The following is a 21,660-nucleotide window of genomic DNA, read 5'->3' as shown; positions in this document are numbered from 1 at the left end:
TCGCGCCGCCCTTGACCCCGACTTCCGTCTCCAAATCCTCTCGCTCCTTCATGCGGAAGCCCTGCTACGATTAAGCGGTTCATGATTTCGGTATTGGCGTACCAGACTGTGTGCCCATCATCTACTTCAACTCCTCCTGCACCCGCTGCTTCAGTTCCGGCGGCCCCAGCACACTCGCCTTGCCCCCCCCCCAGCTCATCACTCAGCGGGTGATTTCCTCCAGACCGGACAACTCGGCCGGGTATTCGATCACCCTGCCGTCAGACTTCAGGTTCCGAATGGTCTGCGTGGGGTGCCACTGACGTTCCGCCACCACTCGGGCGGCATAGCCTTCAAAGCGGATGCTGATCTCATGCTGGCGTTTGCCATCTTCCGCCTAGCGCCACACTCCCAAGCCGCCACCAAGGTATTCCCGCGCATTGAACCGGGCGTCTCTCACGAATTTTGATTTTAGCAGTTTCAGCTCGGTGCTTCGTTGCAGGGCAAAGGTGCGCATGGCCTTCCGTTCGGGATCATACGCCAGCAAATACCAGCCATGTTCGATCTGCCCCACATGGCAGGGCTGCACCGTTCGTCGTTCCGGTTTTGAAGCCGTCAGCTTGTGGTAGTCAAAGCTCACTTCATGTGTTGCTTGCACAGCGTCCAAGAGATCACCAAACAGTGTCAAAACGGCAGGCAGGATGCCAGATGCTTTGACCGAAAAAGCTTCGTCCCGTTCATGCCAATGGATGGACACCTCCCCAGGACATGCCTCGGCGATCTTACTGAAACTCTCCGCCAGCATTCGTTCCAACCGTGTTCCACGCAGGGGTTCCTAGGCATGCCGTGCCAGGAACAGGGCTGTCAGATCATTGCGCGAAACGTACGGCATCGGAAATGCCTGCATCGCCTCAAATGTAGTAGCCGTGTTTGATGGTGTGGTGTGCCAGAGGCAACCCCGGTAGGTTTGAGCTGTGGAGGATCGTAGGTAGTTCTGAGATCAAAACGTCTGCATACTGCATTGCTTCAGCTTGTTGGCAGCTGGGGCTGGAAGCGGAGGTGCAGTGGGATGCAGGTTGATGAATTAGGGCAATCGTGAGCGGGGCTGGCAAGGCTCAAATGTATCGTGAAGCTCGGCTGGCGGTCCCCGTGTTTTGGCTGACGTCGCGATGGCCTGCTGCTGCGATGCCGAGGCCATTGTGAGAGGGGGGGGGCTTTTAGGAGTGCGAAATTGAACCGAATTGCCCCATTCGCATGGAATGAGAGGGTAACAAAAAATGAAAAAACCGAATCCCTAAGGGCGCGAAAGCTTGAAACAAAAGTTTATAATAGCGCATTGCAATTCTAATCCTTTAAAGATAGAGCATAAGAGTGATTCATAATTATAGGCGCATAAAGTGGCTTCCTGAAGTCGTTTTCCTTTCTGTTTTTTCGTGCTTTTTCAACATTGGAATGGTTGAAGCAAACGATGAAAGACTGACGCTGCGTGCAGTGATTTTAAGGGCGCTGGAGAGCAACAACGACATCCAGATTGAGGGGTTGGGAAAGCTGATTGAGGAGGAGAAGGTCAAGGTGGCAAGCCAGCCGCTGGATCCGCGGTTTGAGGGCAGCTATAACTACGAGTCGATTCGCACGCCGCAGAATGCCCAGAGCTATGTGGCCACCGGCGGCGGCACGGGCTTTGGCGCCGCGCCGACGCCGACACAGCCGAATATTTTCATGCAACGCAACCACATTGGCAAGATGACGCTGGTGGACAGGACGAGTGCGGGCACTACCTATGAACTGGGCACGACGATGCGTGTGCTCAGCAACAGCCTCAACCGCCGCCTTCCGCCTTCCATCTGGAGTCCGGAGTATGAGACCTTCACCGGGCTGACGGTGACGCAGCCATTGATGCGAGGCTATGGCCAGAATGCCAATCTGGCCGAAATCCGCATTGCCAAGGCCAATGCGAAGATCGCCGACTATGAATGGCAGGCGCGAACCTCTTCGGTAGTGGCGGAGGTGATGAAGCGTTATTATGATGTGATCTTCACGCGTGAGAACATTCTGGTGCAGCGTGAGAGCATCGCGCTGGCGGAGAAACTGCTGGGAGACACCCAGAAGCGCAGCAAGGAAGGAGTGGCCGCCAACAACGACGTGGTGGTGGCTGAAGCGGGCGTTTACCAGCGGAAAGAGGAGGTGCTGGCAGCCGAGATGCAGTACATTGAGCGGCAGAACGCGCTGCAACTGCTCTTCAAGCATTCGGATGATGTTTACATGCATGGGACGCGGATCGTGCCGGTGGACAAGCTCACTGCGGAAATGCCGTTGACCGACCGTACGGCTCTGATGGGGGTGGCTCTCAGGAACCGGTATGAGGTCAAGCAGGCGGAGGAGTTTATCAATGCACGTGATGCGCAGAGCCAGCTGGCACACAGCCAGTCGCGGCCGCGCTTAGATCTGATTGCGAGCGGTGGTTTGCACGGCCTGCAGGGCAACATGGTTGACAGTTATTCGCGCGCTTTTCAAGCCCAAGGACCGGAGTGGACGGCAGGTTTTCAATACTCCTTGCCGCTTAATCGCGACCACATGAAGGCGACCGAGCGTCTGGCCAATCATCAGCAGGAGCAGGCGATGGTGCAGGCGGAGAAGACCCGGCTGCGCGTGCTGCTGGAAGTGGACACCGTTCTCAATCGCGTTCGCATCGATCAGCAGCGCCTGGTGGCCACGCGCAAGAGCCGCGAAGCGGCGAGACAATCCGCCGATGCAGAGTCGAAGCGTTTGCTGCAGGGTGTTTCCACCAGCTTTCAGGTGCTGCAATTGCAGCGGGACTACTCGCAGGCACGAAGCCGTGAGCTGGCCACGCTGGCGGACTTCAACAAGAGCCTGGCGGATTTGGATCTGACGACGGCTACCTTGCTCAAGAATCAGAAGATCAGCCTGATCACACCGCCGCCGCCTGCACCTGCAGTGGCTGAAGTTGATAAGCCTGTCGCTCCTAAAGAGGAGTCTCCCAGATTTGAAACTCCCGTTGAAGCTGAACCCGTAAAACAAAAGCAAACGCTGGGTTCACGCATTGGCAGGTTTTTCCGCCGTGGTGACAAAAGTGGTTCATAGCGCCAGTCCTTTCACGTGGGCTGAGTTTCGATTTGATGAGGGTTACTAATTCTATGCGCTTTGCCGTCACAACTTTTCTGTTTGCCTTCATCCTGACTGCTCATGGTCAGGATGCGGCCTCTGACAGCTGGCATGAAGGGGTGGCCAAGCCGTTTCGCACCGTGATTCTGAGCGCTTCGCTGCGCGAGATGATCACGAGCATTACCGTGGAGGAGGGCGATCGTGTCACCGAGGGCCAGGTGCTCGTCAGCCTGGAAGCAGAAAAAGAAAAAGTCGCGGTGGAGCGACTGCAACTGATGCTTGAGAAAGCGCAGTTTGATGCCGCTGCAGCGAAGCGCCTGTATGAGCAGAATGTCTCCAGCAAAGATGAAATGATGGTCAAGGAGGTGGAGATGAAACGCATCAACTCCGAGCTGAAAATCGCGCAGGCGGAAGTGGCCGAGCGTGAGATCCGCTCTCCGCTCACCGGCGTGGTGGTACGTCGGTTTCATGAACCGGGTGAAGCGGTCAATGAAGCTGAGCCGATGCTGCAGGTGATGGATGCAGACCGCCTGCTGCTGCTGTTTCATCTGGAAGCCACGCAGCTTCCTTCCATTCATCTGGGTCAGGAACTGGCGGTGCGCTTTCCTGAAATGCCTGCGGGGAAGGTGGGCAAAGCGAAGGTGAATTTCATCGACCCCGAAGTCGATTCACGCAGCGGTTTGTTCCGCGTGCGTCTGCTTCTGGAAAACCAAGAGGGGCTGTTCCGGCCCGGCTTGCGTGTGGAAGCTGTGTTTCCCAAAGCCCCCCCTGCAAACAAGCCTTCAGGCAATTGATCGAAGCGGTTCCTTTCTGCCTGCATGAATCCTGATCCCACGCCTCCCGGCTTCTTTTCCGACTACGAGTTCCTCGCGGGTTTCAACGGCGAGCCCGGTGTGTTTTGGAAGCGGCTGTGCGAATTCGCCCGGGGTCGCCTCGAAGCGGAATCGGTCTGCCTCCTCCTCGGTGGTTCGGTGCCGGGCATGGAGATTCGCGTGCTGGCCCAGGCTCCGCAGGGGGCGGCCAAAGGGCTGGCGAAGGCCGGAATCAGTGCGGAACTGCCGCAGGTGAAGTCACCGAACTTTGAGCCCTTGCCCGGTCTGCTGGGGCGGCGGTTTCAAGCGCTGGTGCTGCCGGCACGTGAGGGATTGCCAACGCTCTGGATGGTGGCCGAAGGTCTCTTCGGCGGCGACTTGGATGATTTGACGGATTCGGTTTCAAAGGAGATTCGTGCGCTGACGGACATGTATCAGGCGCGGCGGCATGCGCTGCGCAGCGAGGAAAAACTGCTGACCTTGACAGAGGTTCTCGGCCTCGGACTGGTGCTGGGCGAGGCGACTCATTTTAATGAAGCCGCGCTTAGGATATGCCATGAACTGGCAGCACCCATGCGCGCATCGCGTGTGTCCATCGCCTGGCTTGACGGGCAGGATCTTAAATTAAAAGCGACCAGTCATGGCGGGCGCATTTCATCCAGCTCGCAGGAGGCTCTGGCCCTGCAGCAGGTGATGGAGGAGGCGATGGATCAGGACAACGAGGTGTCCTATCCCGAGATCCGAGGCACCACGGTGATCAGTCGTGAGCATCGCCAATTTTCTGTCGCACGCGAAGGCGTGGCGGTCTTGTCCGTGCCGATGCGGCATCCTCAGGATGTCGTAGGAGTGGTTTGTCTTGAGCGTCCGGCGGAGGAAGGTGCGTGGGAGGCCGGCGAAATCGAGCGCGTACGTTTGCTGGCGGATCTTGTGGCTCCACGTCTTGAAGGCCTGCATGATCAAACGGGATGGTTCGGACGGAGAATGTGGCGCTCGGTTCGGCGTCGTGCGGCAGGCCTTCTCGGCCATGAGCACACTGGTTGGAAACTCGCAACGGTGGTGATCACCATCACCTTGATCGCACTCGCCCTGATCAAGATTGAATACAAAGTCCGTGCGCCCTTCATTCTCAAGACGGATGCCGCCGCACTCGTTTCAGCACCGTTTCCCGGCTACATTCAAGAAGCGCATTACCATCTGGGCGATGTGGTAAAAGAGGGGCAGTTGCTGGTCGGACTGGACCGCCGGGAACTGCTGCTCGAACAAGCCGACACCGAGGCGCTGCGCAACAAAGCCTTGCTCGAAGCGCGGAGCAACGAAGCCGAAAACAAACTCGCCCCCATGCGTGTGGCCCAGGCCGAAGTACAGCAGGCTGACGCGAAGCTGGCCATCGTCCACCACCGGCTGAACCTCACGCGAATCGTGGCACCATTCGACGGCGTCGTGGTTGAAGGAGATCTGCGTGAGCGTCTTTCTTCACCCGTGCAGAGCGGGGAGCCGCTGCTGAAGATTGTGCAGATCAAAGCCTTGTTTGGCCAGTTGCAGGTGGATGACCGAGACGTCTCTTATCTTGCCTCCAAAATGACGGGTGAACTCGCTTTCACGAGCCGCCCGGCCGAGCATTTTTCAGTTCAGATCGATCACTTTGAACCCGTGGCCGAGATTCGGCAGGAGGGCACCGTGTTCCTTTTGAGGGCCCACGTGCTGGACGAACCGCAGTCGTGGTGGCGTCCCGGCATGAGCGGCGTGTGCAAGATCAATGCAGGCAGGCGCTCGCTGTTGTGGATCGGCGGGCATCGTCTTGTGGAAGCCCTGCGCCTGTGGTTCTGGATTTGAAGAAACGAACGCCATGAACCGCGCTCCTACCTTTGACGAATCATGGCACCGGGTGGAAAGCCGCTGCGTGCGTCTGCGCCCCGGCGTCGAGATTTTTCCGCAGCGTTTTCGCGGTCAGCGCTGGTATGTGGTGCGTGATGCGCTGGGGAATCGTTTCTTCCGCATTCGTCCGCCAGCGTATCGCTTCATCTGTGAGATGGAGCGCTCCGCCACCGTGGGCGAGGCCTGGGATAGCACGCTGGACAACTCCGCCGAGGAAGCACCGGGGCAGGGGGAGATTGTGCAGCTTTTGTCGCAGTTGTATCAGTCTGGTCTGCTCCGCAGTGACAGCGAGGGGGATGTGGCGGCAGTGTTTGCCACGCAGCAGAAAGAGCACCGCCGCCAGGTCGCCGGCCAGTGGGCCAATCTGCTTTTCATCCGCATTCCGCTCATCAATCCGGATCGCTTTTTGCAGCGCACGCTGCCGATGGTGAGCTGGATGATCACGCGCACAGGTTTCTTCGTCTGGCTGGCCTTGCTGGCCTTTGGAGCAAAGGCCCTCGTGGAAAACTGGTCGGAGTTTCGCGCCGAAACCGGCGGGCTGCTCGGGGCGGACAATCTGCCGTGGCTCTATGCGGCGATCATTGTGATCAAAGGTTTGCATGAATTTGGCCACGGCTACTTTTGCCGGAAGTACGGCGGTGAAGTGCCGCAGATGGGCATCATGCTGCTGCTGTTCAATCCGCTGCCGTTTGTGGATGCGTCTTCGAGCTGGGCCTTTCGTGAGAAGAGCAAGCGGGCGCTCGTGGCCGCCGCCGGGATGATCATCGAAATCTTCCTCGCCTCCGTGGCGGCGATTGTGTGGGCGAACAGCGGCGAGGGGCTGGTTCACACCGTTGCCTACAACGTCGTGATCACCGCCTCTGTCGGCACGCTGCTTTTCAATCTGAACCCGCTGCTGCGTTTCGATGGTTATCACATCCTTTCGGACCTGCTGGAGGTGCCGAATCTGCAAGGCCGGGCGACTCGGACGGCGCTCTACATGGTGGAGAAGTATTTCTTCCGGCTGCCCAGTTCGACGAATCCGGCTGACACGAAGACGGAAACCTTCTGGCTCGTCTTCTACTTCGTGGCGGCCTTCATCTACCGCATTCTGCTTCTCGTCGGGATTCTGCTCCTCGTATCCCACTGGTTTTTCGTCATCGGCATGCTGCTGGCAGTCGGGTTTGCCTTCATGTGGCTGGTGATGCCGGTGGTCAAAGCGGTGAAATACCTGTGGTCCAGTCCACGGCTCGAAGCACGCCGGGGGCGGGCGGTGGGCCTCAGCCTGGTGCTTTTTCTCTCGCTCTTTTCCTTGATCGCTTTCGTGCCTATGCCGAATCATTTCCGGGCGGCAGGCGTGGTTCGTTCGGATCCCTTCGCTCATGTGTTCGCTGGAACGGCGGGGGTGGTGGGCGAGATCATCGCTCCTTCCGGCACCATGGTTGTGGCCGGCCAGCCGCTGATCAGATTGACGAATTTCGAAATGGAGCGCGAGATCGAGCTGGTGAATATGAGTCTGCGCGTGGCGCAGATTCAGCAGCGCGCTGCCTTGGAATTTGACCCCGTGCGGCATTTGAGTCTCGAAGGTTACCTGACCGCCACTCGCGCCCGGCTTGCCAAGCTGGCAGCGGAAAAGGAGGCGCTGGTGGTGAAGTCTCCGGCAGCCGGACGCTGGATCGCGCCGGAGATGATCACCGTGGTCGGAGCGACCTTGCAACGCGGTACCGAACTGGGTGTGGTACAAGGAGATGACAGTCACTATCTGGCCGCCGAGGTGCGTCAGGAGGATGTGGCACGACTCTTTGGCGGCAATGTGAATGGTACCGGCGTCAAGGTTCGCGGTCAGGAGCAGTACACTCTTGCGGTGTCCGATTTGCAGGCGATTCCTGCCGACCGCGACCCGGCTTCGCAGGATCCGAAAAAGCGCGGGCGCGGTGGCATCGCAGGGTTGGACCCACGACGCGTGGCTCCGAGTACGGAACCGATTTTCGAAGTGCGCGCCATCCTCGTACCACAGTCTGAGTGCTATCTGGTGCATGGCCAGCAGGCCGTGGCCCGGCTGGATCTGCCATGGGAGCCGCTTCTCACCCAGTGGGTGCGCACCCTGCGCCAGCTCTTCCAGCGCAACTACCGCGTGTGATTTTCCGCCATGGCCACTCCCACTGATCTCCAGCGAACCGTGCATGTGCGACGGCAGCCGCCGGAGTTGCAGGGGCTGGATGCCATCAGCTACCGCTGCGAAGGCTGGTGGCGGCGTGCCGGGTGGCGCCGCAAAGAACTCGCCGCCTGTGCCGAGCGAATCGATCAGGCTCGGATCAAATTTTCTACGCTCGATGATGGGGGCCTGAACGAGCGGCTGCAAAGCCTGCGCAGGCAGCGCCATGCCCAGCCGAATGCCATGGAGGACGTTTTAGAAGAGGGACTCGCGCTCCTCGCCGTCGCTGCCCAGAGGGAGCTTGGCTTGTCCGCCTATAGAGTACAGCTCATGGCTGCGGCGGCCTTGGCACGTGGATTTCTCGTGGAAGTGGACACTGGCGAAGGCAAGACATTGGCCCTTGCGCTGACCGCCGCTTTCCAGGCATGGACGGGCCGTCCCTGCCATGTCATCACCGCAAACGACTACCTCGCCGGACGCGATGCCGAGCAGCTCGAATCCTTTTATCAACGTGTCGGTTTGAGTGTCGGACGGGTGCTGGGCGACACATCGGAGGAGGACCGACGTCGTGCCTACAGCCGAAGCGTGACCTACACGACGTCCAAAGAAGTGGCCGCAGACTACCTGCGCGACCGCCTTCGTTTGCAGGGTTTGGAGGAGTCCGGGGCGCGATTGGCCCTGACGCGCATGGTCGGTTTGGGGCGTGCTCCGGGGTCCGAAACGGTGCAGCGCGGGCTGTATTTCGGCCTGCTTGATGAGGCGGACAATGCCCTCATTGATGAAGCGGTGACCCCTCTAATCATCAGCCGGACCATGGAGCCTGGGGAACTCGAATCCGCCTGTGAGGCCGCCTGGAAGGTGGCTTCGGCCCTGGAACGCGGAGCCGATTATCAGGTCAATCCTGCCCGCCGATCCATCGACTTTGCCCCGGGTCGGCTTGAGGAATTAGCGGCTGGATACGAGGTGGTCGGTGCCCGACTTTGGTCCAGTATCGGGCGTCGAGCCGAGCTCCTGAGGCTGGCTCTGGAGGCGCGCGAATTCTTCCGCCGGGACGAACAATACGTGCTTGATGGGGGAAAAGTGGTCATCGTGGACGAAGCGACAGGGCGTCCAATGCCTATGCGAACGTGGCGGCAGGGGCTACACCAAATGATCGAAGTTAAGGAAGGTGTCAGCATGTCCGGAGCCTCGGAGACGCTGGCCCGCATCTCCTTCCAGAGCTACTTTCGAAACTATCAGAACCTCGCCGGAGCCTCCGGTACTGTGCAAGAAGTGGCCTCTGAAATCTGGCGTACCTACGGCCTTCCGACCCTTCGCGTACCCCGCCATTTGGCCAGCCAGCGGCAGTTTTTGGGGTGGCAATTCTACCCCGATATGGCCACAAAAACAGCCGCTTTAAGCGCCGAAATCAGGGTCCGCCATGCACGCGGACAGCCGGTTTTGGTGGGGATGCGGAGCGTCGAAGCGAGTGAAAACCTGGCCGAGCCGCTGCTGAATGAGGGACTCATTTTGCATGTTCTCAATGCCAAAAGGCACCGCGAAGAGGCCCTTATGGTGATGCAGGCCGGGCACCGTTCCCGCATCACCATCGCCACTAATATGGCTGGCCGAGGCACCGATATCCGCCTCGATCCGACCGTTCACAACCTTGGCGGACTGCATGTTTTGGCCTCAGAACCGCACGAAAGTGCCCGCGTGGACCGCCAGTTATTTGGCCGAGCCGCCCGCCATGGAGACCCCGGATCAGTGCTTGCCATGTACAGTACCGAGGACCCTTTGTTCATCAGATTTGTGCCTGGACGCATGCGCCAGATGTGGACCAAAATGCTCCGAAGCAAGGTGGGAACTGTCTCTTGGATGGGCCAGAAAACAGGGCAAATGCTGCTCTGGTGGTGCCAGTTTCGAGCCCAATCTCAAGCCGTTCGCAGACGGCGGCAGGTGATGAAAACCGAGACAGGAATCACCGGTGGACTTGGTTTTACCAAGGGGGTTTCACGTGCTTCGGCGGGTAGAATATAGTTAAGAAACATTAATAATAAAGAATGTAGGTATGAAGCTTTTTATTATTGCGCAGGTCAATCAACCGGTGATAACACTCTTGTTCTCCTAGGTGCGAATTAACCAGCACCCATATTTTACTTTGACGGAATCTGCTCAGCCTCGACGCAAGTCGGATCAAGCAACCCGGCGCACGCGCCTGGATGGTGGGGCTATGGATGGGTATCTACTGGAAGCTTTGGAGCCTCGGATTCTGCTTTCTGCCGGTCCGGTGGATGCACCGATTCCTCTGCCAGAGGCACCCCAATCGGAGCCCACTGACACGTCTCTCGACTCCCAATTTCAGAGTGAACACGTGCTCTGGGAGACTCCCGAAACGGATGAAAACCAGGTCAAAAATGCAGCCGATTCCGACTACATGTTTGGCGAAACGGAGTCCTTTGAGGCCTCCGAAGACCCTGCCGAAGAGGCCACTCTGGAGGTCGAAGACCCCGTGCTGCAGCCTTCTTCGGGTCTGAATTTCGAGAGTGAGGACCCTGCAACTAACGCGGATATGTCAGGATCCGAGGGTGAAGATTTAGCCAATTTGGCACAAGAGCAGGCCGCCCTTTTGAGTGGTGATGCTGAAGAATCCATCCTCCCAGTCGGCGCACAAGCCGGTTCTTCGGTGGGGATTCAAGAGGTCCAGACACTCACAGCTTCGGCTGGAATGGCACTGGATTCCGACACACAGGAGACCTCAGAAACGACCTTGGGAAGCGGGACATCTGGAGACATTTCCAACCCAATTCCACAGCAGTTGGTAGACACAAACACTGCTGCGAATGGCCCACCGGCTGCAGCCCAATCCAACACCCTTTCTAACTCTCTCTCTAATTATCTCGGCTACGCAGCGCTAAAAAATGGCACTGACGGGCTGAGCGTTTTCATTTCTGGAGACATCGATCTCTGGAGTTTGCGCCCCGATTTCCTCCAGGAACAGGGCATTCGCAGCCTCACCATTTATGGCAGCGATTCAACGAACGACACCTTGATCGTGGACCTGTCTCGCGGCGAGATTCCGCTGTCTGTGACCTTCCATGGCGGTGTCGGCGGCTTCGACTCACTCGTCGTTCAAGGTGCCTCCACTGGCAGCTATACCCCCGGCGAACATTTTGGCGATGGCGTGCTCGAATCCGGCACGACCCGCATCTCCTTCACTGGCCTTGAGCCGGTCATAGTTGATGGCGCAGGTGAGTCATTCACTTTCACGACTCCATCAACCGGCGGTGGTAATGATGTCCTGATTATCGACAGCCCCGAAGCGGGTTGGAATCGCATTTCCGGAACCAGCGGCGGCGTGGCGTTTGAGAACATCACCTTCCGCAACATCTCCCATTTCATCATCGACACCGGAGCCAACGATTTGGCCGGTTCTCAAAATGATCGCATCACCTTCAACTCGGATCTGGTGGCGACTGGACTTCTCGACCTCACAATCAAAACCGGGGCAGGGGACGACATCATTGATGTGACCGGAATGAGCCCCAATGGGTCGGTGCCCGTCTCAATCGACGGCGGCTCCGGACAGGATGAACTGATCGGTTACCAACCTGCTGCTGTGGTTGCCGGATTATTCACTTTTCTTAATATTGAAGTTCTGACCGCATCCTCAGCAGTTTCGTCCGGCGGCGATTTGCATCTGGATCAAGGCACCTCGATTGTCGTTCCTGATTCGCTGACGATCGGTTCCGGGAACACGCTCTCCGGCTCCGGGACGGTTTTGGGTTCGGTGGTGGTGCACGGAACGCTCAGCCCTGGCAACTCACCCGGCATCGACAATTTCGCCTCGCTCCAGCTTGCTCACAACAGCGTGACCGTGATCGAGCTCGCGGGCATCGGCGGCGCAGGCGCGGTCAACGGGCACGACCAGATCAATGTCACGGGTTCCATGGTCCTCGGCGGGACTTTGCTGATTTCGCTGCTGAACGGCTTCGCTCCAATTCTGGGCCAGAGCTTCGAGGTGCTGAACTACGGTGCCGCGACCGGCGTGTTCGATAACTTCACCAATCTCGTCATCGGCGGCGGGTTGATGCTCAAGCCCGTTTTCACGGCGACCGGGCTGACGCTTCAGGTGGTGCAACATTCGGCGGCGATCACAGCTCCCCTAATCTTTATCCCCGGATTCGGCGGCAGCTCCTTTGCGGACGACTCTCCGGCCGGTCTGACCGAATGGCTGCTCAATCGGGGGCTTGATCCGACCAAGCTCGTTCTGGAGCCGCTGACCAATGCGTACTCGAACATTGTCCAGTCTCTCATCAATGTGGGCTACACCCTCGGCGTCGATCTGTTTGTGGCGAATTGGGACTGGCGCGTTCCTGTCGCCACCCTGGATGCGATTCTGGATGGCACCCTCACGAATGTAACGGCGGCGGGGATCACCGACGCGGTTTACGAGACCGGGGTTGATTATCTGGGCTACTGGCTGAATCAGGCGGTCGTCGCCTGGACCGCTCTCGGCAATGCGAGCCTGGCTGCGGTGGACATGGTCACCCACAGCACGGGCGGGCTCATCGCGCGGGCTTACATTGAGAGCGCTGCGTATGGCGGCACCTATGGCGCGAAGTCTCTGCCGCTGGTGAACAATTTCATTCAGTCCGCCGCACCAAACGAAGGAACGCTGGGCCCCTACCTGATGCTGAACAACGACTTCAGCGAAAAACCGGCCTCCCGTGTGCTCGCCCGGATCATCGAGTCTGCCTACGAACTGGTGGCAGGCGGCCAGACCCTGAACAATCCAGACGGGACGACGATCACCAACGCGGACCTGATCGCGCAGGGTGCCAACGCTCAGACCTGGTTCATCGCCCGCTATGTCGAAAGCTTGCAGGACCTCGTCGGCACATACGCGATGCTGGACCTGAACGCTGATGGTGTTTATGAGAAGGCCACGATTGCCAATGGCGGCATCGAGAACCGGTTGATGAAAGATCTCAACGGGGGTGCTGATCCGAATGCCTTCATCGACCGTCTTCTCGGCGTGATGACGGTCATCTACAGCGGGGATATTGAAACGACCGACCTGATTCAGTCGCAGACCGGTTTCCAGCTTTCGCTCGGGGCGAAGAATGAAATCCTGCCGCTGGACCGCTACGTGGGCGATCTGCCCGGAGCGACGACCACCTGGCTGGCAGAGCTCGGCAGCAACGTGAACGGCACGGAAGGGGATGGCACCGTGCCCACCGCCTCTGCCATCGGGAATTTCGTCAGCGACACCGCCCGCCTTGCCAGTGGCAAGCTCATCCTGACCCAGATCAAAGCCGCAGATGCCGGCGTCGCTGTGGGCCACGGAGAACTGGTGAACCAGCTCTATGCCCAGCAGAAGACCATCGAGGCGATTACCGGGGTGCTTCCAGCAGCGGGGTTGATTTCGACCAACCTCGAACTCAGCCAGACCGTGGCGGGATTGAAACTGATCCAGTACAACTTGATCAACCCCGTGGACTTCGCCCGGGAGCTGTATGATCGGTTCAGTGCGCTGATCTCCTCTTTTAATCAGGGATCGCAGACGGACATTCAGACAATCATCGGTTTCCTCTTTGAGTCTGTGGGCAGCCTTATTGGCAATGGCGTCCTAGATGCCACGTTTGCTCCTGCCTCCGGCGGCACCGTGGTGTTTGGCGTGCGTTCCGGCTATGCGTTCGTAGGTGCGAGTGGCGTCGGCTTTGCCGGTGGGATTGCCGGACAGGGCGTGCAGCTCAGCGGCGGCAAAATGGGTCTGATCCTCTGGGCCGACGGGACTTACACCTTGGAAACCTCAGGCAGAGCCACCGCCAGTGTGGGGGGCGTTGGCCTCTCCGGTCACATCACTCTCCGCTCAAACAACTCGGGTGCCGTCAATCAGTCGATCGTCGTTGGCACAGACACCGTTCAGCTCGACTTCGCTGGAGACACACCCCTCTCAATTTCCGAGATCAGCGCGGATTTGGAACTCGACGCAGCCCTTCAAGTCCGCGTTCTGGAATTGCTCGGGCAGTTCCAGAACATGCTGCCGGATTTCACGCAGCTGCCTTTCACCCTCCCAACGGGCGTGGATTTCGGGTCGCTGCTCGCGGATCTTTCTGCCTTGCTTGATCTCCAGTCGGCCGCTCAGATGCACTTCGACGAACTCAATGCCTTGAGCATTGTGCCGACGCTCGGCTCCTTGTTTGACTACCTGCAGAAGACGCAGCTCGAAGGCTCCCACGCCGGCTCCTTGGACTTGGGGCCGTTCACGTTGTCCGGCGGTTATGATTCTGTTTCGAGAGACCTGACCTTCGGCTTCAAACTCGACACCAGCTATACCCAGCACTTCGATTTCACGCTCGCCGATCTGAAAAACGATTTCGCGGTTTTGGAGCAGGCTCTGCAGTCGATGACGGGCAACTCCAGCTTCCAGAGCTTGCTGGGCAACGGCTCTCCTGCGCTGCCAACCGGCTCCTTCCATTTGGTGGGTGATCTGTTGACGCAGGTGGTCCTCGATCTCGGTGCAGGCATTTCTTTGGGAGCTTGGCTGGACAATTCGACCACTCATCCGCTGACTTCGAGTGATGCATTCCTCGAACTGCACACACTCAACGCCACCGCCGAACTCATCATCAATGACGGCACCTTCAACCTCGAACTCGGTCCCGTCGGCACTCGGTTCACCGCCAACATCACCCACGGCAGCCTGGATCTGACCGCCACGGTCAGCGCCTCCTCCAGCCGCATCTATCTTAATGCACTCAGCGATCCGTCAGTCCAAATTGCGAGCCTGTTTAGCTGGCAGGCCGACGGCACACTGCGCGCGGTGCTTCCTCTCGACTTCAGCTATAACAGCTTCAGCACTGCCGACATCGGCCGCGTGATCATCACCGTGGGTGCTGCCTACGACCTGCCCACCGACGCGTTCAGCCTCACCGAGATCGCCCTCGACTTGGAACTCAATACCAGCGTGCAGTTCAAGCTGCTCGACCTGCTGGCTAAGTTCAAGGATCTCGCTCCCGACTTCAGCTCACTGGCATTCCCCTTCGCGCTGCCTGCCGGACTCAACCTCAGCACGCTGACCACGCGCCTCGGCGAGTTGCTCGATTTCGAAGGACCTGCGCTGCAGTTGTTCACGCTGATCAAGGCGCTCAACCTCACGCTACCAACGGTGAACGGACCGTTCAATCTGCTCACCAAGCTTGGAGTGAAGCTCGGTCTGGGCGTGGATTTCAACATCAACCTCGACGCGCATCTGCTGGCCCTGCGCGACTTCCTTAACACCGAGTTTCATGCTGGCATCACCTTTGGTCTGCCCGAGTTCAAAGCGCAGCTCATCCTCGGCAGCTATGGAGTAGAACTCGCCTCGCTCATCGGTTCACTCCCCGGCGTTGACCTCATCAAGGTCCTTTTCCCCGACGTTACCGGGTTCACCCTGCCCGCCGGATTTGAGTTCAACCTCAACGCCATGCTGCCAAGTTTGCAAGCGTTCCTCGGCTTGCCTTCAGTGCCGCTGTCCTTCGCTGCGATCCGTCCGCAGATTCTCGCCGCACTCGGCACGCTGCCATCGCTGCGTACGTTGCTCGACTACATCCAGAAGGTACACATCAACGAGTTCACGCAGAGCCTGCAACTCGGCCCGCTCACCCTCAGTGGTGGCTACATTCCCGATGTGAAGGAACTGCGGTTCAACCTGCAGCTCGACACCAGCTACAGTCAAAGCTTTGACTTCACGATGGCGGACATGCTCGATGCGCTCGACACCGCATTGCAGCCGCTGGCCACCAACTCAACCTTCCAGAGCTTGTTCGGCGAAGGTGCGCTCACCTTGCCAACCACCAACAGCGCCGGTGCCGACCTCCATCTCATCGGTGAAGTGCTCGCAAAAGTGTTCCTTGATGTCACTGCCGGAGTGAAGCTCGCCGATTTGTTCCCCGGAGCCCCCGGCACATTCGGCGCTGACGACCTGTTCATTGAGCTCCACACACTCAACGCCTCCGTCGAGCTCGTCATCAATGACGGTACGTTCAATCTGGAACTCGGCCCCGTCGGCACACGGTTCACCGCCAACATCACCCACGGCAGCCTGAATCTGACCGCCATGGCGAGTGCGTCCTCCAGCCGTATCTACCTCAACAACTTCAATACCAACCAGTTTGTCTGGGAGGCAGGCGGCAGGCTGCAGGCTTCACTGCCACTCGACTTCAGCTTCAATGGCTTCAGCACGGCAGACCTTGGCCGGGTCATTGTCACCGTGGGAGCCTCCTACGATGTGCCAACCGACGCGTTCAAGATCACCAAGATCAACGTCCGGCTGTCGGGAGGAAATACCCTCATCAAGTTCATCAACGATCTGCTCGACGCCAATGATGCCAGCTTCACCGCCACTGAGTATCTGGGCAGTGCTTCCTTGGGCGGATTCTTCCAGTTCAACGATCTCACTCTGACAGTGACTGCGACTTTGTCCGCAGGCGGTGTATGGGGCGGCTCGATCGCACTTTCGGCAACCTCCGCGACACTCTTCAGTGGCAGCAGCTTTAGCGCGGAAATCACGCCGGATGCTCCAGGCGGTGTTGCGATCATAGGCACCTACACGATCGGCAGCGGATTCGTGCTCTCCATTCCGACCACCGCTAAAATGGTCATCAAAGTCGGCGAGGCCTTCGATGTCGTCGCTTCAGGTGTGTCGCTCAGCTATGACCCCAATGGTGCCGACGACCAGGTGCTGGCGACGATCCAGAACGCGACTGCGATCTCCTCGCTCATGGAGGGACTGCCAACGGCACTGCTTTCCAATTTGGTCATTCGGAAGGATGGATTCAGCTTCGGGGCCTTCACCCTGAACTCGGCTTTGGGATCGAGTCCGAGCTTCGGTGAGTTCATCACCACCACGGGTGCCCAGCTTCAGGTATCCAATTTCTCTGTCGCTTTCGGCACCGGTACGACGCCGCTTTCGCTGGCCGGTACGGTTTCGCTCTCATTGACAGGGATCAAACTGTTCCCGAACGGCGGCTTGATCACGTCCAGTCTGACATCAGCCACGGCAGCCTTCGACTTCTCTGACTTCGACGGCACCAGCATCACTGGCAGACTGAGTTTGACGTTGTCCGGTCTCGAACTCCGGATCGGAGATGCGCTGCTACTCACCACCAACGGAGAAGACATCGTCCTGACACCCGGACAGCAGATTCTTGGAACCATCACCTCCGCGACCTTGAGCTCACCGAAATTCGCCGGTCTCGGTACACTCGCCGTGACTGACTTGGAGATCCGGCAGAATGGATTCTCACTCGGCAGCCTCAGCTGGAGCAGTGGCGGCGTGGTCAAGGTTCTGGGAGATCTGCTGCACTTTGATGCCGTGACGATCACGCTCACCGCATTCGAGTTCCAGTATTCGAATATCGCTCCTCCCGTCATCGCCGGAACGATCGACTTCAATGTGCAGGGGGCAGTGCTCTTCCCGAAAATCCCGCTGCTGAATCTGCGTCTGGGCGCACTTCTAGGTTCTTTCGATTTTGCCAATGCCGGCCAGATGACGCTGACCATCCCGAACTTCGTCATCCCTCTGGGCGATGCGCTCTCCATTGATCTGGGTGACGTCAATCTGAAGCCCGGGCAGTTTAGCTTGGCGAAGATCTCGAATGTGCAATTGAAGGCAGGGGGCTTGTTCGCCGGACTTCCCACCATCACACTGCCGAGCTTTGAATTGACACGGTCAGGCTTCACCTTGGGCGATCTATCCTTCGCAGCCACGCCGACGGTGACCATTGGGGACTTCATCTCGCTTGCCGGAGTCACTCTTTCGACTCACGGCTTCAAGGTGGACCGCTTCTCCACGCCGATCATCAGCGGAACGATTTCGCTCTCCATGACGGGCATCAATCTCTTCCCCGGAGTGGCGGGTCTGACCTCGTCGTTCACCGGCATTGTTGGGACCTTTGATCTCGGCAATGTTCTCCATCCGGGACAATTCAGTCTGACGGTGGATTCGTTTGCGCTGTCGCTGTTTGATCAGCTCAACTTGAGCACCGGCAGCTTCACCTTCACTCCAGGAATGCCGACTCTGGGCACCATCTCCACGGCCACGCTGGCATTCCCGTCACTCGACAATCTGAGCCTCACCATAAACGGACTCGACATCCGGCGTACAGGCTTCTCGATTGCATCCGGCCAGCTCGACCTGCCGAGTTTTGAGATCGGCGGGCTGCTGAGCCTGACCGCCCCGCGCATCACCGTCACTAATCTTGATTACACCTTCGGCGGTTCCTTGACCGGCATTCTGGACTTCTATGCCGCGGGTGCTTCCTTGACCCTCGGCGCGGCATTGAGTGCCTCGATCGGAGCCACACATGGCAACTACAATCTGGCCAGCAAAGAACTGCAGATGACCCTCAACGATGTGGCCTTCAACATCGGTGGTTTTGCCGACATCAGCGCCACCAGTGCAACGCTCTCCTATGTCCCCACCGTCGGAGGCACGTCCAAGATCTTCCTCGGAGCCAACGGCGTGAATGGATTCGTCGGTCAAACGGGAGGCAACGAAGTCGGTGTTCGCCTCAGCGGTGGCAGGTTGGGCGTGGCAGTGTTCAAGTCCGCCACCGGCGTCGTCACCTATGCGCTCAGGGCCACCGGAGACGTCGCTATCCTCGGGCTTCCAGCCGACAGCCTCAGCTTCTCTCCCGGCAGCATTGAGTTCCGCATCAACACCGCCGGCCTTGTGAGCGAGTCGGTCAGTCTCGATGGCGACTCTTTGAACAGCATGCTGCTCGACTTCACGACCAATGAGACCAGCATCTTCGCTCGCGGCCTGACCCTGACGGTGGGCAGTTTCGTCAGCATGAGCGGTGATTTCGGCTTCTCGAAATTCACCAGTGGCTCCAAGACCAGCCTTTCCATCGGTGCGACGAATCTTAATGTCACGCTTCAGATCGAAGGCGTGAGTGTGACCCTCGCGGGTGCGAGCTTCGGCCTGATCATCGAGCCCGGTGCCACCAGCGCACAGACAACCTACGCACTGATCGCCCAAGGCGGGCTGGCTTCCTTGAACGGCGTGCCTGGGCTGACTCTCTCCGCCTCCGGATTGCAGGTGCGTGTCCGCCGCGGCCTCAACACCAGCACGGCTGCCGGCATTCCATTGTCAGTGCGGACTCCCGGTGGCGATGTCACTCTCGATTTCTCGGACCTGGGCGCTGGCAGTGCGGACATCACCGACATCCAGGGCCATGCGACTTTAGCCATTGATGGCTTCGTCTCTGTGACCGGCGACTTCGGCTTCCAAAAGTACACCAGTGCTGGGGTCACGACTCTGGCCGTGGGTGCGCGGAATCTCTCCATCGTGCTCGGCAATGACACCGCCAATCTGACTCTGGCAAATGTAACCCTCGGCCTCATCGTGAAACCAGGTGTCGCGGGTGCGGCCACCACTTATGCATTGCAGGCCACCGGCAGTTCCGTCGCTGCTGACACCAGTCTCAACGGCGTCACAGGGCTGACGCTTGAAGCCTCGGATCTTCTCGTTCGCGTGCGTCGTGGGCTCGATGTCTCCTCCGCGACTCTGCCAGTCATTCAAACGTCAGGTGGCAATGTGGTGCTGGACTTTGCCAACCTCGGTTCAGGCACAAGCGATGTCACAGACATCCAAGGCCACGCCAAGCTGGTGGTGCAGGATTTTGGCTCGCTCGAAGGCAGCTTCGGCTTCCAGTCCTACAGCGATGCAGCCACCGGTGCCCGCCAGATCGCCATCGGCGCTACAGGCTTGTCCGTCGTTGTTGGCAGTGGCACAACCAATCTGAGGCTGGCGAACGCAAGCCTCGGCATCATCGTGCGTCCCGGCAGCGCCACGGTCGCCACCACCTATGCGCTGCAGGCGAAGGGCAGTTCGAATCCGGCGGATACCAGTCTCAACGGCATCGATGGGCTGACCCTAAACGCCAGCAATCTGCTCGTCCGCGTGCGCAAGGGCCTTGACGTGTCCGCCACCACCGGGTTCCCAACTTCCATCCTCACTCCGGGTGGCACGGTGACTCTGGATTTCGCCGGTCTGGGTTCAGGCACCACCGATGTCACCGATGTGCAGGGCAATGTGACGCTGGCCATTTCAGGGTTCGCGGAAATCACTGGAGCGTTTGGCTTCCAGACTTATCTCCCAGCTGGTGGGACGGATCGCTACTTCGCCTTCGGCATGCAGGGCAGCGTCTCACTCACCGCAGGTTCGTCCACCTTTGGCATGAACAACGTGAGCGTCGGCGTGCTGGTGAAGCAGTCCGGAGGCGTGACGACCTACGCCTTGCAGGCGCGTGGCAGCAGCCTCGCAGCGGACACCTCTCTGTCTGGAGTGAGCGGATTCAGCTTGAGCGCCACCGATCTCTCGGTGCGTGTACGCCGAGGTCTGGATGTCTCCGCATATCCAGTGGGTGTGCCAACATCGATTTTGATTCCAAATGGCACCATCACCGTGGACTTCACCGGCATGGCAGCAGGCACGAGCGACGTGACGGATATCCAAGGTCATGTGAGCCTCAGTGTTGACGGCTTTGCCTCGCTCTCCGGTGACTTCGGCATTCAGAAGTTCACGGTCGCAGGCGGTGGTTCCGGCCTCGCGTTTGCCGCCACGAACGTCAATGTCCTGCTCGGTACCGCTGACACCAATCTCTCGATCACCGGAGCCACGCTGGCGATGGTCGTTCAGGGCGGCAATTACGCCATCATGGCCCGCAGCGGCACCGTGACGCTCAATGGCATCGCTGATCTTTCGATCCCGAGCAACAGCCTCACACTGCGCGTCAAGCACGGCCTCTCGCCCCCGGCGGAGACCCCTGCATCCATTCAGACTCCCGGAGGCAGCATCGCGCTGGACTTCGCCGGACTCGGGGCAGGGAATGTGACAGAGATTCAGGGGACGGCAACACTCAGCGTGGCCGGTTTTGTCTCACTTTCAGGGACGTTCAGCTTCACCAAGCAGGTCATCGTTGGCCCCACCAGCACGGTGACAAAAATTCTCGTGGGCGCTTCGAATGTGAGCGCCTTCATCGGCACGGCGGATGAATCCCTCGGTGTCCGCATCACCGGTGCCAGCCTCGGCCTCGTGATCTATCGCGACAGCGCCGCCACCGGTTCCCGCTACGCCTTGCAGGCTTCCGCGCCGAACATCGAACTGGTCGGCACACCGGGCGACATCACCCTCACGGGTTCGGCTACCGTCGCCATCAATGCGACCGGCACGGCGGTGAATGAAACCATTCCGGGAACCGGCACCACGGTGTCGTTCTCCACCGGTGCTAATGTGAAGCGCTTCGGTGGCAGTCTCACCCTGTCGGTCGGTTCCGCCTTCAGCCTCTCCGGTGACTTCTCTATCTCCAAAGAGGTAACCGGCACTGTCACCAAGGTACTGCTCGGCGCGGCAAATATTCACACCGCCATTGGAACCACGGTCGAGACCGATGGCGGCGGTACCACTTACAATCTCTCCGACGGCAAGCTCGGCGTGGTCTTCTATAAAGACGGTGCCACCAGCCTGGGCTACGCCCTCAGTGCTTCGGCCACGGCTTCGGTGGCCGTGGGTTCGGCGCTGTCCGGCGAGGCCACGATCAATCTGCGCCGCAACACCACCATCTCGGCTCACAACGACACCGTGACTGTGGGCTCCACCGTGGTGCCGATTGCCTTCAAGCTCACGGAAGTCGCGACCTTGGCGGGTGTGGCCTTCCAGAAGATCTCACTCAGCAATGCCTCGCTCAGCATTGACGATACCATTCT

7 protein-coding genes are annotated in these 21,660 nt (G+C 59.0%); 6 read left to right on the top strand and 1 reads right to left on the bottom strand.

The features are described from left to right. Window positions 1–376: 376 nt before the first annotated feature. Window positions 377–784 (bottom strand): WYL domain-containing protein, encoded by a 408-nt coding sequence (locus tag PSV43_RS18915; protein ID WP_300201067.1) that lies wholly within the window; start codon window positions 782–784, stop codon window positions 377–379. 647 nt (window positions 785–1,431) lie between these two features. Between PSV43_RS18915 and PSV43_RS18910 the strand changes: the two genes are divergently transcribed. The 6 genes from PSV43_RS18910 to PSV43_RS18885 form a co-directional block, all read left to right on the top strand. Continuing rightward, complete coding sequence (locus PSV43_RS18910) at window positions 1,432–3,081, top strand: TolC family protein (RefSeq protein ID WP_300201065.1); 1,650 nt, start codon at window positions 1,432–1,434, stop codon at window positions 3,079–3,081. Window positions 3,082–3,134: 53 nt separating this feature from the next. After that, complete coding sequence (locus PSV43_RS18905; RefSeq protein WP_300201062.1) at window positions 3,135–3,896, top strand: efflux RND transporter periplasmic adaptor subunit; 762 nt, start codon at window positions 3,135–3,137, stop codon at window positions 3,894–3,896. A gap of 24 nt (window positions 3,897–3,920) precedes the next feature. Continuing rightward, window positions 3,921–5,747, top strand: coding sequence for an efflux RND transporter periplasmic adaptor subunit (locus tag PSV43_RS18900; RefSeq protein ID WP_300201059.1), 1,827 nt, complete (start codon window positions 3,921–3,923; stop codon window positions 5,745–5,747). Between the two features lie 13 nt (window positions 5,748–5,760). After that, on the top strand, window positions 5,761–7,908 hold the full coding sequence (locus PSV43_RS18895) for a hypothetical protein (RefSeq protein ID WP_300201056.1): 2,148 nt from the start codon (window positions 5,761–5,763) through the stop codon (window positions 7,906–7,908). Between the two features lie 39 nt (window positions 7,909–7,947). Continuing rightward, window positions 7,948–9,942, top strand: coding sequence for a hypothetical protein (locus PSV43_RS18890; protein WP_300201053.1), 1,995 nt, complete (start codon window positions 7,948–7,950; stop codon window positions 9,940–9,942). Window positions 9,943–10,276: 334 nt separating this feature from the next. Continuing rightward, window positions 10,277–21,660: hypothetical protein (locus tag PSV43_RS18885; protein WP_300201050.1), on the top strand; the 11,384-nt coding region annotated here is incomplete at its 3' end.

The organism is Prosthecobacter sp. (assembly GCF_029946185.1).
Lineage (GTDB): Bacteria > Verrucomicrobiota > Verrucomicrobiia > Verrucomicrobiales > Verrucomicrobiaceae > Prosthecobacter.
The sequence above is the reverse complement of the archived record's forward strand: the minus strand, read 5'-3'. Positions and strand labels throughout refer to the sequence as shown.

Excerpts from the sequence above, each read along its gene's own strand:
- PSV43_RS18900 (WP_300201059.1), top strand. The coding sequence starts at position 3,921 with ATGAATCCTGATCCCACGCCTCCCGGCTTCTTTTCCGACTACGAGTTC.
- PSV43_RS18895 (WP_300201056.1), top strand. The coding sequence starts at position 5,761 with ATGAACCGCGCTCCTACCTTTGACGAATCATGGCACCGGGTGGAAAGC.
- PSV43_RS18915 (WP_300201067.1), bottom strand. The coding sequence starts at position 784 with ATGCTGGCGGAGAGTTTCAGTAAGATCGCCGAGGCATGTCCTGGGGAG.
- PSV43_RS18910 (WP_300201065.1), top strand. The coding sequence starts at position 1,432 with ATGGTTGAAGCAAACGATGAAAGACTGACGCTGCGTGCAGTGATTTTA.
- PSV43_RS18905 (WP_300201062.1), top strand. The coding sequence starts at position 3,135 with ATGCGCTTTGCCGTCACAACTTTTCTGTTTGCCTTCATCCTGACTGCT.